General features: G+C 43.3%; 18 protein-coding genes. 7 read left to right on the forward strand and 11 right to left on the reverse strand.

Features of this window, described 5'->3' with window-relative positions; all coding sequences use genetic code 11:
* Positions 1-34 precede the first annotated feature (34 nt).
* On the forward strand, positions 35-400 hold the full coding sequence (locus tag A2W93_14270; GenBank protein ID OFY52506.1) for a hypothetical protein: 366 nt from the start codon (positions 35-37) through the stop codon (positions 398-400).
* Positions 401-1,010: 610 nt separating this feature from the next.
* Positions 1,011-1,592 (forward strand): hypothetical protein, encoded by a 582-nt coding sequence (locus A2W93_14275; GenBank protein OFY52507.1) that lies wholly within the window; start codon positions 1,011-1,013, stop codon positions 1,590-1,592.
* 55 nt (positions 1,593-1,647) lie between these two features.
* On the opposite strand, the gene A2W93_14280 is transcribed toward A2W93_14275, so the two are convergent.
* The 11 genes from A2W93_14280 to A2W93_14330 form a co-directional block, all read right to left on the reverse strand.
* Entirely contained in the window at positions 1,648-2,619 is a 972-nt protein-coding gene (locus tag A2W93_14280; GenBank protein ID OFY52508.1) for a hypothetical protein, read from the reverse strand.
* Positions 2,620-2,645: 26 nt separating this feature from the next.
* Complete coding sequence (locus tag A2W93_14285; GenBank protein ID OFY52509.1) at positions 2,646-2,921, reverse strand: hypothetical protein; 276 nt, start codon at positions 2,919-2,921, stop codon at positions 2,646-2,648.
* A 169-nt stretch (positions 2,922-3,090) separates the two neighbouring features.
* Complete coding sequence (locus A2W93_14290) at positions 3,091-3,300, reverse strand: hypothetical protein (GenBank protein ID OFY52510.1); 210 nt, start codon at positions 3,298-3,300, stop codon at positions 3,091-3,093.
* A gap of 1 nt (position 3,301) precedes the next feature.
* Entirely contained in the window at positions 3,302-3,592 is a 291-nt protein-coding gene (locus A2W93_14295; GenBank protein ID OFY52511.1) for a hypothetical protein, read from the reverse strand.
* Positions 3,585-3,833, reverse strand: coding sequence for a hypothetical protein (locus tag A2W93_14300; protein OFY52512.1), 249 nt, complete (start codon positions 3,831-3,833; stop codon positions 3,585-3,587). The genes A2W93_14295 and A2W93_14300 overlap by 8 nt, the downstream gene beginning before the upstream one ends.
* Positions 3,818-4,051, reverse strand: coding sequence for a hypothetical protein (locus A2W93_14305; protein ID OFY52513.1), 234 nt, complete (start codon positions 4,049-4,051; stop codon positions 3,818-3,820). The genes A2W93_14300 and A2W93_14305 overlap by 16 nt, the downstream gene beginning before the upstream one ends.
* A complete protein-coding gene (locus A2W93_14310; GenBank protein ID OFY52514.1) occupies positions 4,039-4,248 on the reverse strand; it encodes a hypothetical protein in 210 nt (69 codons plus the stop codon). The genes A2W93_14305 and A2W93_14310 overlap by 13 nt, the downstream gene beginning before the upstream one ends.
* A 98-nt stretch (positions 4,249-4,346) precedes the next feature.
* Entirely contained in the window at positions 4,347-4,907 is a 561-nt protein-coding gene (locus A2W93_14315) for a hypothetical protein (GenBank protein ID OFY52515.1), read from the reverse strand.
* A 1-nt stretch (position 4,908) separates the two neighbouring features.
* The gene (locus A2W93_14320; protein OFY52516.1) at positions 4,909-5,172 is read right to left on the reverse strand and encodes a hypothetical protein; all 264 of its coding nucleotides are present in this window, start codon (positions 5,170-5,172) and stop codon (positions 4,909-4,911) included.
* A gap of 100 nt (positions 5,173-5,272) precedes the next feature.
* Positions 5,273-7,279 carry a hypothetical protein gene (locus A2W93_14325; protein ID OFY52517.1) on the reverse strand — a complete coding sequence of 669 codons (2,007 nt, stop codon included), beginning with the start codon at positions 7,277-7,279 and terminating at the stop codon, positions 5,273-5,275.
* A complete protein-coding gene (locus A2W93_14330; protein ID OFY52518.1) occupies positions 7,260-7,466 on the reverse strand; it encodes a hypothetical protein in 207 nt (68 codons plus the stop codon). The genes A2W93_14325 and A2W93_14330 overlap by 20 nt, the downstream gene beginning before the upstream one ends.
* Positions 7,467-7,593: 127 nt before the next feature.
* On the opposite strand from A2W93_14330, the gene A2W93_14335 reads away from it, so the two are divergent.
* The 5 genes from A2W93_14335 to A2W93_14355 all read left to right on the forward strand — a co-directional run bounded on the left by A2W93_14335 (position 7,594) and on the right by A2W93_14355 (position 12,468).
* Entirely contained in the window at positions 7,594-8,397 is an 804-nt protein-coding gene (locus A2W93_14335; GenBank protein OFY52519.1) for a hypothetical protein, read from the forward strand.
* On the forward strand, positions 8,363-9,781 hold the full coding sequence (locus A2W93_14340; GenBank protein ID OFY52520.1) for a hypothetical protein: 1,419 nt from the start codon (positions 8,363-8,365) through the stop codon (positions 9,779-9,781). The genes A2W93_14335 and A2W93_14340 overlap by 35 nt, the downstream gene beginning before the upstream one ends.
* Before the next feature lie 78 nt (positions 9,782-9,859).
* A complete protein-coding gene (locus A2W93_14345; GenBank protein OFY52521.1) occupies positions 9,860-10,459 on the forward strand; it encodes a hypothetical protein in 600 nt (199 codons plus the stop codon).
* Between the two features lie 3 nt (positions 10,460-10,462).
* On the forward strand, positions 10,463-11,416 hold the full coding sequence (locus A2W93_14350) for a hypothetical protein (GenBank protein ID OFY52522.1): 954 nt from the start codon (positions 10,463-10,465) through the stop codon (positions 11,414-11,416).
* A 23-nt stretch (positions 11,417-11,439) separates the two neighbouring features.
* The gene (locus tag A2W93_14355; protein ID OFY52523.1) at positions 11,440-12,468 is read left to right on the forward strand and encodes a hypothetical protein; all 1,029 of its coding nucleotides are present in this window, start codon (positions 11,440-11,442) and stop codon (positions 12,466-12,468) included.
* Positions 12,469-12,554: the final 86 nt, after the last annotated feature.

Below are 12,554 nucleotides of genomic sequence, written 5' to 3' on the forward strand. Positions count from 1 at the left end.
AAAGTTTATACATTTGCTTCTAAATGGAAGCAATATGAAAAAGTTATTTTTTGTCGTCATACTGGCGTTGGCTGTATTTTCGGGGTGTAAAAAGGATGAGCCGGAGGCGGTTGAGGGGGTCTTGACTGTTAGCCCGACAGTCTGGTATGCAACCAATAATTCTGGTCAGTTTTATGTTGATGTGGAGAGTAACACCGACTGGACAGTTTATCCAGACAATGGTTTTTATCCAATTCAATCACTTAACGCATCGCCACTCAGCGGAAGCGGGAACGGTTCGGTAAAAATTGAATACGGAGCCGCAAGCTACCCAACCCCCGACTTAGAGTCGGCCACGATATATTTTAAATATAAATCTTTTGGTGTAGATAAATCTACATCTGTTAAAATTGATAGATGAAAATTTCTTCAGCATGTATTATATATCTGTATTTATTATTATTGCCTTGGTGAACTTTTATTTCTTTGGAATGCAGAGGGCAGCCATGATTATAAGTAGAAACGCATCTGGTGATAGCAGGTTTGTCACTGTATTATTGCCAGATAAATTTTTCTTAGTCCGACTAATCACATTAGCTAAATACATTATTCTGATTCTGATGTTATTATTTTACTCATGGCAGACTGGATTGTTGTGCTTTGGGGCTGACTGCTTAGCGTTTATATTAATACCAATTCCGTATAGGCTTTTATATTCAAGAGTATTTACGGCAAGAGTAATAAGAATTTTCAAGAGTTCCAGCATGGTCCCATACGCTCTTATTGATTCCATTAGCAGGTTATAAGAAGCAATAATCAATGAATAACCTGAAACAACGCATAAAGGACAACCTAGTACTCGGGCTGATAATTGCCGTGATCATGGGAATAATTTACCTAATCACACTATGTATAAGATAATAATATGTCTGAAACTCGACCATACTTGATTTCAATGATAATTTTTCGTACCTTTAGTTCGTTTTAATACTGTAGTCTTAAAATAATACTACATTTGCACAACAAAAAACATGGATATGGACGCATTTGTATCATATATTGTTGAAAAGTGGCCGTTTATTTTCCTGATTATTGCAGCCACCATCTTTGCATGCTGGATGGTTTTCAGTTTAAAAACGGTAAAGAGGTCAACAAAGAAATTTGAATCAGAAGGCGATTGTAAGCATCATGCCGATGGCGTGTCTAAGATTGAATCAAAGCTGGATAAGATTTACGACTTACTCTTGTTGGGTAATACGGGTATTGGTACGTCGATGGGTAAGTCTCAGAGTCCTACTCAATTATCAGACATTGGTGTTAAATTCTTTGAAAGTTGTGGGACGAAGGAACTTATTGAAGACCATGGATCGTATTATGCCTCGGTAATGCAGGCTCAAAAACCATCTACAGCCCTTGATGTTGAAAAATTGGCGTTCGACACCCTATTTATGGACACTGCATCCGACAAGTTTATAGCAATAAAAAACTATCTATACAATAACCCTGAATTTGAAGGGATTAAAGTTGGACTAAAAGACGTCTGTTTTGTCGCCGGTATTAAACTCCGGGATATTTATTTAACAGCGCATCCAGAGATTGACCCAAACAAATAGATACTTAAAAAGGCCCCATATGAGGGCCTTTTTTCTTAATCCTGATTATTGATATCTACGCTTCTGAGATCCCCGTATTCTTTTTTAGCTTCGGATTCAGCAACTCGTGAATAAACCTGCGGCCGGTTTCAGTCCATACCAGATTGACCGACGTCTTTATTACGCCGTTGGCATCGGTGTAGGTGTACGTTTCGGTTCCAGTGTAGCCTTTACCCTGATACTTATGGGTTAGCACCCAGGTTTTGTCAACCCTTCTTATCACACCCATGTCTTTGAGGATGCGATTCAGCATCACCGGCCCCATACCAAGTTCCTTCGCAATAATGGTGATCAGGATGTACGACGTCGACTCAAGCACCTTATTGGCATACTCCACGCGTGGAGCCTGAATGCCAAGCTGTTTGGCCTGTTCGGTAATGACCAGCAGCTTTCTGTCAGCGTCAACCTGAAACTCACCAATGTCGTCGGCCAGTTTTTGGTTGCTTTCGGCCAGATCAAAATTCCTTTCTGACAACTCCTGATTCTTTTTGCGTTCATCAACGAGAAGTTCACTCACCCTGGTCAGGGTTGATATAGTTTGCTCCGGATTACGCAGTAGGCTGTCGATGAAATTGTCTGTACCGGTGAAACCGAATTTCATGAGTTCCTTGATACGATCGTTGCACCAGATTGCGAATTGAGGACTTAGCCATCTGGCAAATTCAAGGGCAATGTCCTCGTGAAACCACGTGCCTTGAACAACTCCTCCTGCTGGATTTCCTTTGACAACCCGTATTGACTCTGGGAAAATATTAGCCCATTCTTCTGTTTTTTCCGAAGGCGAAATTTCGCCTTCATTGATATTAAGCGAGTTGCGTCTGCAAATCATTAGCAATACATCTCTGCGCGACTCATCCTCGAAAAAATGATTTACTTTTTTACCGAATGGTTTTGCCATTTGGGTAGCATTGATCATTGTATCTCTGTTTTGGCCGGGCATAAAGGTTACCGGCGAACCATTGTACTGAAACATTTTTGAAGTTTCCATGACTTTTTATTTTTAAGATTTACCGATTACTTTACTCCGCGACTCTCAGTGAATTCGCGCAACAATCCTTTTTCACTTACAAAATACATTAGCATGGCGTTCTCCGTTTTCAGACGGATACACTCCCGGATTAACTCCTCGGGCGGAAGACTTGTGATTGTTTGATTATACTCCTCCTGTTTCGCTACGCGAACATCAGATGAGTGGAAGTTGATTGATTTGCCACCCTGTTTGGCGCGGGTGCTCTCCTGCAGCGGAACCTCGTCAGGAGGATCGGTTGCGTTGTTTCTTGTGTTTCGCATTTTGGTTATAGAAAAAACACGACGTCCACCAACCGGTTGCGAAACCCCAAGAAACTTGAGTACCCCTTTCGGGGAGCGGTTGGCAAGACGCCGATATTGTTAATATCAGAAAATACAATTTCATTCTTAGGGTTTCGCACAACAAAGATAAAACATTTCATAGCTGAAGTCAAGATTTATGAGAATTATTTTTCATGAACTGTGACCACTCGGCGATCTGGAAGGTATATTTAATCTCCCCATTTGTTAACAAATAAACAAATAAACCACCTTTTTTGATAATTATTGCATCAATTATGCATGGTTTTTTGTTCGGATCATCCAGATCATACACCTTGTCACCAGGCATAAAGGTCGCCGATATGGTTATTTTAGGCATGTTACGGGTACCTCCATCGGATTACATTCGTTCGCTCTTTTTTATTCTTGAAGTCGAGAAATACCGGACCTATTTTGCCCTGCTTGTAGATCCTCTTGCCGAAGCGAATCACGCCTCCGGTTGTAATAAACAGCACCTCCTGTTCAATTGGCGGCTGTTTTACATTGATGTCAATCCAAAGCGACTCAAGCGTGCCATTGATTACCTCCATGAGTCTGTCAGAGTTGACGTGCCAGTATGGATCAGATGGATGACTGAATCCTACCAAATATGCAAGCTGATCCTTATTCATTGCTGTATTCAACTTCCTCAAGTGATGCATACTCGCTATCATCCTGAATTGAGCGCGCCTGCTGTTCATCCACAACGCGAAGATTGTTGCGACGCAACTCTCCGGCGGCATAATCCGCCTCAACTCGATAGCTAAATGGTTTTGCAAGTGACAAGTCGTTGATCCACGTCTGTCCCTTGATTTTCTTTTTGTCGGCCAGAAACTCGCTGGTCCGTTCTGTTTCTTTTACAATGTAGTACATGATGGTTGTTTTTTTCGTAAAATGGTTTTCATTTCAGATCCGTCAATTATTCGCGGGTTGTTGAGATATAGCCTGGCAATGAATTTTTCTGCAGCATGCCTGTATATGTATTCCATCGCAAGGCTTATCTTTGTGGTCCACCAGCTTTTTGAAAATCGCTTCCGGTTGGCCAGGAACAATGTTTGTCCCTTTTTGTTTGTGCAGATTATGTAGTACATGACTTTTTCTCCTTTAGAATTAGAAGTTCGAATCCACTCACAACCCTCCCGCCGTTGAATTTAGATGTAGAAATAGCATGCTTGAGCATGTAATGTTTTCGAGCCCTGTTCTCATCTTTCGTCCATTTCTTATCGAACACATGAAACTCGATTTCGCCATTCTCGGCGTCCCTGATAACATAATAGGTGTTTGCCATAATGCCTCCTTTTAGTAAACAAACGTTAGAATGTTCTGTAATATTGCATCAAATATAAACAATTAAAATAGTAAATGCAACTATTTTGGATAAAAAAATTATTCCTGTTCCCGAATATGTTCTACAACCCCGTGTTCATCAGGTTTTCCCCATTTCCTTTTTCTATTAATCTCAAGCTTATCAAATGCGTTATAAATCATTTCTCTTGCAGACAATCCGAATTTATTACCGGCGTCAAGCAAAAGGATAAAGCAGTCTGAGAATTCTTTTTCAGCATCGGTTTTATTTAGCAGAGTAGGGGACTGAAAGAATTTTTCAAGCGCCTCCGTCAACTCCTTTGTCTCTTTCTGTAGGTGATATGATATAGGGACGCATCGTTGCTGTGAAAAATTACCATTATCGAATGTGTGATTCGACCATGCGCCGGTCTCGTCCATTAGTTTTTGAAGTTCTTTCACTTGGCTGATTTTTATTGTTTGGTATGTTGCGTTAATTTCTTTTCCGGGATAGTGCAATCGGGTGAGACGATCAAGAAACTTATCCATTTCGTAAACTGACTCAAATTCACGCTCTCTACGCATGGGTAGCTTTCTTTCCTCAGTCGCTACGCCATTGTTTTTATTGACGCGACACAGCGTCATATCCATCAGAATAACCATATTACCTCCGTTTCTTTACAATGTTTTTCTTATCCACTTGCTTCTTTCCCTGCTGGATGATCTGGTGTGACACCCTATCCACATCAATTGCGGTGGTGCTTTTTTTCAACACGCCTGTTTTTTTCAATACCTTCCGGGACTCTCTCGTCATAATGGCCGTATTGTGGCGGCCGTCAATCACATTTATCTTCTTGCCGGTTCTGGAATGATATTCCTCAGCCTTATATTGAGCGACCCTACGTCTCACATCGCCAACAACCTTCATTACTTCAAGCCACCATTTCAACAAAAAAATTCGGATGCGAATAAATAATTTTCGGATCATGTGAACAATCAATAACCTACTGAGTTCTTTTTTCAGATTTTTAAAAAGTTGATTCATTGGCTTTCCTCCTTGTTTTTTTAGTGTTGTTTGTTTTGATTATTTCCGGGACCGGCATCGTGGAGCTCACATACCGGCCGATGGCGGTTGCCATCACCATATCGTCGTGCGCCCCGTCAACAGCGCCAAGCGTTCCGTTCGTCTTTACCTCGTATGAATCCTCCTCATCACACACACGACTATCATATTCCACATAGCTATCGTCGCGGATGTCAGCACTCAGGGTGTCAATAGCGAGCTGTTTGCTCTTTGTATTCGTGTGGAAACCGTATTTTTTTGTGACGGGTCCGCCGGCAGTGTCAATTACCTCCCGGCAATACAGGTTGTCGTAAAACTCCGCAATCTCATCCAGTACTGTGAAAAAGTGATCCCCATCGGTGTCCGCCTTCTCAGTACGCAGCGAATTTGTTTCGATGACAATCTCTGCATTCCCATATAACGTGGCTATCTGCACCATCTTCCAGGCAAGTAGGTCCTGATCCATGTGCCCCTTCCATGTAGCAACGGCCTCATCAACTCCTCCCTCCATGCGCCAGTATCGATCAAAAACCCGGATGACAGAATAGTCGGCCCCGGACCATCGGCCTCCGATATCGACAGATACCAGATATCTATTCTTTATGATCTCTGCATTATCCGGCATGGCCCACACCCAGAGACAGCCGTCGGCGGTTTTTTCAAAGCGCATATTTTTGGTGCAGGTTTCGCCACGATCTGAGTCGGCGAAGATTTCACCAATAAATATTGGAGGTCGATTATTTCTTCTTGACTTCGCCACATGCTGTGGGGCAAAACACCTCCTGCCGGTAGATTGAAAGGCCTCCTCTGCGGTTGATGGAAACTCCGACTGCATCCGCCAGTCATCCAGCCTCTCCCTGCGCTTGTGCTCCTTGTACCAGTTGATACCCTCAAGCGTTGCCCCCAGGGACCAAAGAAACCAATCATAGGAATCCATCTTTCCAATGAATTCAGCGTATGTTTCTGAAAGTTTTTTCTGATAGTTTTCAATACCAAACCACGGGACGAATAGCGGGAAATATCCGGAGACTCCATTTTTTGCATCAAGCCATCTCTTGTGAAAGAAATTTCCAACACCCTTTGCCGTTGACTCTAAGGCAACGAGTGTCATCGGGTCTGACGATATGGATCCAATGACGGACTGCATCACGTCCTCCGGCTTCTTTCCCATTGTCTCCTTCCACAGCCCAACCTCCGACAAGTGGGCCATAGCGATATCAAAGGTTCTCAGGTTCTCCGGTTTCTGCATTGACCCGATGGTGATCACGCAGTCTCGCTGTTCGATTATTCTTGACTTCGGACTCCCTTCGTATGGATCCATTTTCACGGACCCGAATTCCACCGGATAGTTTTCCGCCATCTTTGTGTACATCCCGCGGATGCGCCGCGCCTGGTTCTCTACATCCGTTACAATAACTGAATGCCATCCGGTCAGGAGTATCAGTTGGAGCCATGCCATGTACATCTGAATCAGCGTTGACCCACCCCATTGTCGGGCCTTTACAATAATAATACGAATTGGAATTCCGGCCAGCCTCATTTTCTCAAGTTCTGCCAGCAATCTGCGTTGTGGTTTGTTTGGTCTGAAAGGAATATCCTTTTTTGTTCTCTTATCCTGAATCTTTACTGTTGCAGCGCACCAGAATTCAAAGTCGTAAATAAACCTAAGCTTATTAAACCAGCGCCAGAATTCCATGTAGTGCTCTTTTCTGGGCGCCAGAATGCCATTGCGCTGCAGTGCTGCCTCGAGTGTATCACTTTCAAATATGCGAGCGACAAGAGGCTCCTCCTTTATCATCTCCTCTGGAAGCCACAATTCGACAAGCTCCTTTCTCTCGTTGACAATAGAAACCTTGACTCGCGGTGTAGGTGAACCCTCCCCGGTATAGGGGTTATAGGGTGAATACATCTCATCGAGCCGCCGGATATTTTCCCGGATGATGGTCTCTATATCATGCCTGGGTGACGCCATGTTTGAGGTGTTCGCGTATGATCTGAGCAACGGTTATCTCATTGAATGGCACTCGTGGATCTTCCGCGACCTCCGTGTATAACATTGCCTTCGGCATCATGGATGCATATTTCCCATGTCCCGCAATAACATCCTGATACACCTGAATCACAATGGCGTGCAGCTTTTTCGTGGATTCTCTTTGCATATTGGCTTGTTAATTACAAATTTAATGCGGCAAATATATACAATAAAGTATGTAATTGATGCTTCGTTGATAACTTTTCGCTATATTTTTGATGCGCAATTGTTTCATACAATAAAAACACGCAAACATGGCCGAAGAAAATATTATTCCTGAAGTCCCGGAAACACCAGTAGCTCCTCCCGCAGAGCAGACTACTGATCCAGCTGCCGAACTTATTGAAGCGGTAAACGCCAATAATCCCGATCAGCCGGTTTCAACACCAGAGGAAGCTATCGCCGCCGCTGTTGTTATTCTGAAGGATGCAATGAGTTATCGCCAGCGCACCAGCGCGGTGAACGAAAAGATTTCGGAGGTTATGAGCTCACATCCCGAATTTGCCGGCATGTTACAGATGCTTATTAAAGGTGCGCCACTTCGTGCTGCCATTGCCGCATACTTTGAACCCGAGGATCTTGTTCCTCAGCCCGGTGATGAGGATGAATCTGCATATCAGTCAGCAATGAGTGATCGTCAGAAACGTAGCTCCGAAGCAAAAGCCTTTAATGAGGAATTCGGCAAGAATCAGGAGATGACAAAAGCCGAGTGGGAAAAATTTAAAGCTGAAAACAATGTTTCTGAGGAAGAAGCCGAACAGCTGTTGGCAGAGATCGAATCAGTTGCCAATGATATGTTCAATGGAAAACTCTCAGGGAAGGTCCTGGGGATGGTCCACAAGTCTATGAATTTCGAAAAGGCTCTGGCTGATGCCGCTGAATCCGGCAAGGCTGAAGGCGCCGCTGAGAAAATTACCATGACAAAGGAAACCGTCGGAGATGGGATGCCTGATAATACTGGCGTGTCCGGTGATGATGGCGCTATGGGTGAGAAAAAAAATAAATCAGCTATTGTCACTCGACTTGAGGAAATGGCCAAAAAGAAAGACAATTTTTAACGAAACCAAAAAAACCAAAAATATGAAAAGTGTGAAAACCCTCTTTAAAAAATCGCCGATATTGTTTATGTTCGGCATTCTGATTGTCGCAGCTGTTGCGCTTTATTGCGCGTTGGCTGGAGGAAACGTAGTCGACACTACCGTTGTTACAGCAACAATAGTGCTGTCTGGAACACCGACTGAACAGGGTGTGCGTGACGCCGGATCTGATCTGGACATGAATTATGTGTCACAGCTGATTACCGAAATTAAGCCATCCAGAACGCCTCTTGATACACTGTTGCGATCTGTTAAGCCGGTGAAAATAGACTCATTTATTACAGAGTACTACACCGTTGATATGCGTTCGTTCAATACAACCATGACGCTTGAATATACAGCGCCAAACCCGCTTGTGAGAACAGCCGCGTTGACTGTGGCAAGTTCGGAAATGTTTGGCGCCCAGGACACAATTATTGTTCCAGCTGTTACCGGAGCCAACACGTCTGACGGAAAGCCGCTTGTTCTTTTTGTGACAGCTACAGGAGCCAATTCTGTTACCGTATATTCCATCAATGGTGCTGCAATCGTAGGTGGGGCAGATGCCGGTAAGCCGGGTATTCCGACCATTCCTAATGGAACCGTTCTACGAAGAATGGGTAATGCAATGAATGAGCTCGACATGCAGGCTCCAGTTATTTCACAGCTCCCCGATAAAGAGAGTAACTACTGTCAGATCTTCATGTCTCAGATCGAGGAAGGCACTTTTCAGAAGATCAATAAAAAAGAAGTGAATTGGGGTTTTGCAGACTTTGATCGCATGAGCCTTGTTGATATGAAGCTTGCTATCGAAATGTCGTATCTGGGTGGATTTAAAAACAAATTCAGGTATCCGGCAACTGGCAAAGATCATTACATGTGTGGTGGTATTTTTAGATCAGGAATTCAACAGCTCAGTACGGCCGCTAATAACACCATCTCAACCCCCGATTATACCGGATGGATGAAAACATTATTCACTGGCAACGGTGGAAGTGAAACCAGATATGTGTTTACCGGAAGCGAGTTCATGTATTACATGCAGCTTGTTGACGAAGTAAGTAAACAATTAAATGCAAATTCGACTGAGGTTAAATTCGGAATCACATTCACTAAGATTGTTACCAATTTCGGAACACTTATGATCAATTATAATCATGTCATGGATATGATTGGTTATGATCGCTACGCTCTCGCTCTTGATATGAATAATATCGAAAAGCACGAAAACATGGCAATCAACTCCGAAGATCTCGACCTCAAGGCTGCCGGTATTCGCAGAGCAGATGCCAAGGTTATTACCGAAGCTTCCTGCCCGATTGTTCGCTATCCGGAAACACACGCTTTGTTATACGTTAAACAGTAATTTTTGCTTCCAATCAAAATAAAAGGGGTGGGCCTGGCCCCACTCCTTTTTTTGTAAAAATCACCAAAGAAATCCCAAATGAAAAACAAAATAACGAAAGAGTACGCGTCGATGGATAATGTGACTCTTGTTTGCGATGGTAAAAGCTTGTCATTTTATCGCCCGAGCAAAGACAGTAATTATTATTTTATTACTGCGGATGTTGATGAACAGAAGGAAATTGAAACACATCCATGGTTTATAAGTGGGGTAATCTGGTTATTGTCGGCTGTTGTTGCGGTGGCTACAAGCATTACCACCAATGAAGGCGATTCAGAAACCGAAACCCAGACCGAGGAAGTTATTACAGATAGCGACTCCGCTAATGAAGCTGAAACCTCAGACGAGGAAATAATAGAAATAATAACGGAATCCGATGCCGTCAATGAAGCCGATGCTTCAACCGAGGAAGTTATTTCCGAGGGTGATCCTGCCGAGGAAACGGTAGTAACTGAAACACCAACCGAGGAAGTTGCGACTGAAGAAATCGACGAGGAACTTCTTGCGGTAACATCGACACAAAAGGCATCCATATATCTTGCCGGTAAAGGCATTGATATGAGTAATGTTGGTAAGAAAAAAGAAGATGTGCTTGCTGTTGCCATTGCTCATAAAATCACTTTCCCAAACTGGATATAAACCATGGAAAAAGTTGATATCATTAAATTCAAGGCGAGAGCCAATGATTCGGTTGCCACGCCACGCGGAGACTACTACTATGTATTTATTGACGCCGATGGCGTAGTCAAGGCGAAAAAACCTGATGGACGTACCGTTGTTTTAATTGAAGATACTCAAAATCGTTATTACCATGCTGTTAGAACTGTTGGGATTTCTGCAGCAACAAAGGTTGCCGACGTTATAGGGTGGGCGAGTGCATTCAGCACTGGTATTACAAAGAGCATTGTAACTCAAACAACCGATACAATTACATTTTTGAGTACAACCGAAGTAAGTGAAACACTATACACTCACGCTACTCTCGCCGGTACAAATAGTGGTGATGATGGCACATACGAAATCATATCCGTGAATTGCGCCGGGGTTGCTCCCAATTTTACAACTACCATTGTTGTTGACGCAGTAATGACTGGAGGCACAACAGCTGGAACTTGTAAGCTGAATACTGCTTGCTTTAATCCAAAAACTGAAAGCGCAACAGGGCTTGCTCGAGGAGACAAATTGCAAATCACAAAAACTGGCGATGCTGCGACTGTGGTTTATGCTTTTAATGCTGAATCAATAGTTAGTGATGAGAATGTTGTCGACCTTGATGATACAGCTCTATTGACCGAATATGACGCTGATGCTCAATACACAATTTATCTGAATAACATTGAGGTCAATCACATGTTTAATTCATGGTTTTTAAGAACAGAAATTTACGACATTGATTCAAAAGCTCCATCACTTAATCAAAGCGATTTAAACACGGCCGTGATTTCTTCTAATGAATTTCAGATTGGAGACAGGGTTTCTGTATTCATTGAAAAATTAGGCGAAAGCGAGTCTAGTGTTGTTGCGGAAGGCGGTAATACTGATTATGTCCCGCCCCCAGCAATGGATGATCCCGGTAGGCCAATTCCAGTAAACTAACAAAAACCAAAAAACCAAAAAATATGCCTTTCTGGACAAAAAAAATCAAATTCTACCCGGTTGCAGCAGCATCCGTTGAAACCCCACGCGGTGGTACTGTCATGCTTTTCGTCGATACAGACGGGAAATTTAAGTATAAAACCGACGCTGGCACTGTTATCACCATTGATGACACCAATATTGCCGAAGCCATATTGAATGCGACCAATGCGTTTGCAGGCCAAAACTCATTTTCAAAACTAATTCAATTTGCCTCTGGCTCATATGGTGTGACTGCTCTCTCTGGAGGTGGACAAGTTGGAGCAACACCACTGCCAGGATTGTTTAATTCCATTGGAGTTTGCGCTGCCTCCGGAGACAGTTGTATTTTGCCTGCAGCACTTGCCGGGAGCTATATGATTGTTGCCGTCTCAGAGGTCGTGGCAGACACGCCGCAGATTTACCCGGCTGTTGGTGAGCAGATCGATGCTGCCGGTGCCAACATTCCCATTACAGTTGCCTCCGGAACAGTTGTAATGTTCTCATGCAACACTAATGGTAATTGGGTGTCCACATCTCTCTACGACATTAATCACATCTACAACGCTATTAATACTGCGAAAACAGAGGCGAGGCCTTTTGTCGCTTATGTCGCTTCAATTGTCGACACTGCGTTAATTAGCACAACCTCTGGTGTTATTGTTGTTGGTAAAACATATCAGATTGACTCACTTGTGGCGGGTGACGACTTTGCAAATGTTGGATACGTCTCAGCGGGAGTTCCATTTGTTGCAACCGACACAACCCCAACAGTATGGACAAATTCGACCGAAGTGTTTAATGTGACTGATTCTATACCAGTCGCAACCATTATCAATAATACTCTTAGCGCACCTCCCGTTTGGGGAATTGACACCGCCACTGATAAAACCACGCTGACACTGGTTGGCGCGTTTACATCGGGAAAAACAATTGTAAGGGATCACGCCCACACGATAGTTTCTGCGGATGAAATCACTTTTACGCCCGGCGGATTGAATGGTAAAATTCTGGAAGTCGTAGTTTATTACTAAACAATAGCCCCTAAGCCATGACCAGAGCAGATTTCATAACATACATCAAGAAATGCATGGATGAAGTAACCCCCTTTGACGAGACT

The organism is Bacteroidetes bacterium GWF2_43_63, assembly GCA_001769275.1.
In the GTDB taxonomy this organism is placed as follows: domain Bacteria; phylum Bacteroidota; class Bacteroidia; order Bacteroidales; family DTU049; genus GWF2-43-63.

Excerpts from the sequence above, each read along its gene's own strand:
- A2W93_14270 (OFY52506.1), top strand. The coding sequence starts at position 35 with ATGAAAAAGTTATTTTTTGTCGTCATACTGGCGTTGGCTGTATTTTCG.
- A2W93_14275 (OFY52507.1), top strand. The coding sequence starts at position 1,011 with ATGGATATGGACGCATTTGTATCATATATTGTTGAAAAGTGGCCGTTT.
- A2W93_14280 (OFY52508.1), bottom strand. The coding sequence starts at position 2,619 with ATGGAAACTTCAAAAATGTTTCAGTACAATGGTTCGCCGGTAACCTTT.
- A2W93_14285 (OFY52509.1), bottom strand. The coding sequence starts at position 2,921 with ATGCGAAACACAAGAAACAACGCAACCGATCCTCCTGACGAGGTTCCG.
- A2W93_14290 (OFY52510.1), bottom strand. The coding sequence starts at position 3,300 with ATGCCTAAAATAACCATATCGGCGACCTTTATGCCTGGTGACAAGGTG.
- A2W93_14295 (OFY52511.1), bottom strand. The coding sequence starts at position 3,592 with ATGAATAAGGATCAGCTTGCATATTTGGTAGGATTCAGTCATCCATCT.
- A2W93_14300 (OFY52512.1), bottom strand. The coding sequence starts at position 3,833 with ATGTACTACATTGTAAAAGAAACAGAACGGACCAGCGAGTTTCTGGCC.
- A2W93_14305 (OFY52513.1), bottom strand. The coding sequence starts at position 4,051 with ATGTACTACATAATCTGCACAAACAAAAAGGGACAAACATTGTTCCTG.
- A2W93_14310 (OFY52514.1), bottom strand. The coding sequence starts at position 4,248 with ATGGCAAACACCTATTATGTTATCAGGGACGCCGAGAATGGCGAAATC.
- A2W93_14315 (OFY52515.1), bottom strand. The coding sequence starts at position 4,907 with ATGGTTATTCTGATGGATATGACGCTGTGTCGCGTCAATAAAAACAAT.
- A2W93_14320 (OFY52516.1), bottom strand. The coding sequence starts at position 5,172 with ATGAAGGTTGTTGGCGATGTGAGACGTAGGGTCGCTCAATATAAGGCT.
- A2W93_14325 (OFY52517.1), bottom strand. The coding sequence starts at position 7,279 with ATGGCGTCACCCAGGCATGATATAGAGACCATCATCCGGGAAAATATC.
- A2W93_14330 (OFY52518.1), bottom strand. The coding sequence starts at position 7,466 with ATGCAAAGAGAATCCACGAAAAAGCTGCACGCCATTGTGATTCAGGTG.
- A2W93_14335 (OFY52519.1), top strand. The coding sequence starts at position 7,594 with ATGGCCGAAGAAAATATTATTCCTGAAGTCCCGGAAACACCAGTAGCT.
- A2W93_14345 (OFY52521.1), top strand. The coding sequence starts at position 9,860 with ATGAAAAACAAAATAACGAAAGAGTACGCGTCGATGGATAATGTGACT.
- A2W93_14350 (OFY52522.1), top strand. The coding sequence starts at position 10,463 with ATGGAAAAAGTTGATATCATTAAATTCAAGGCGAGAGCCAATGATTCG.
- A2W93_14355 (OFY52523.1), top strand. The coding sequence starts at position 11,440 with ATGCCTTTCTGGACAAAAAAAATCAAATTCTACCCGGTTGCAGCAGCA.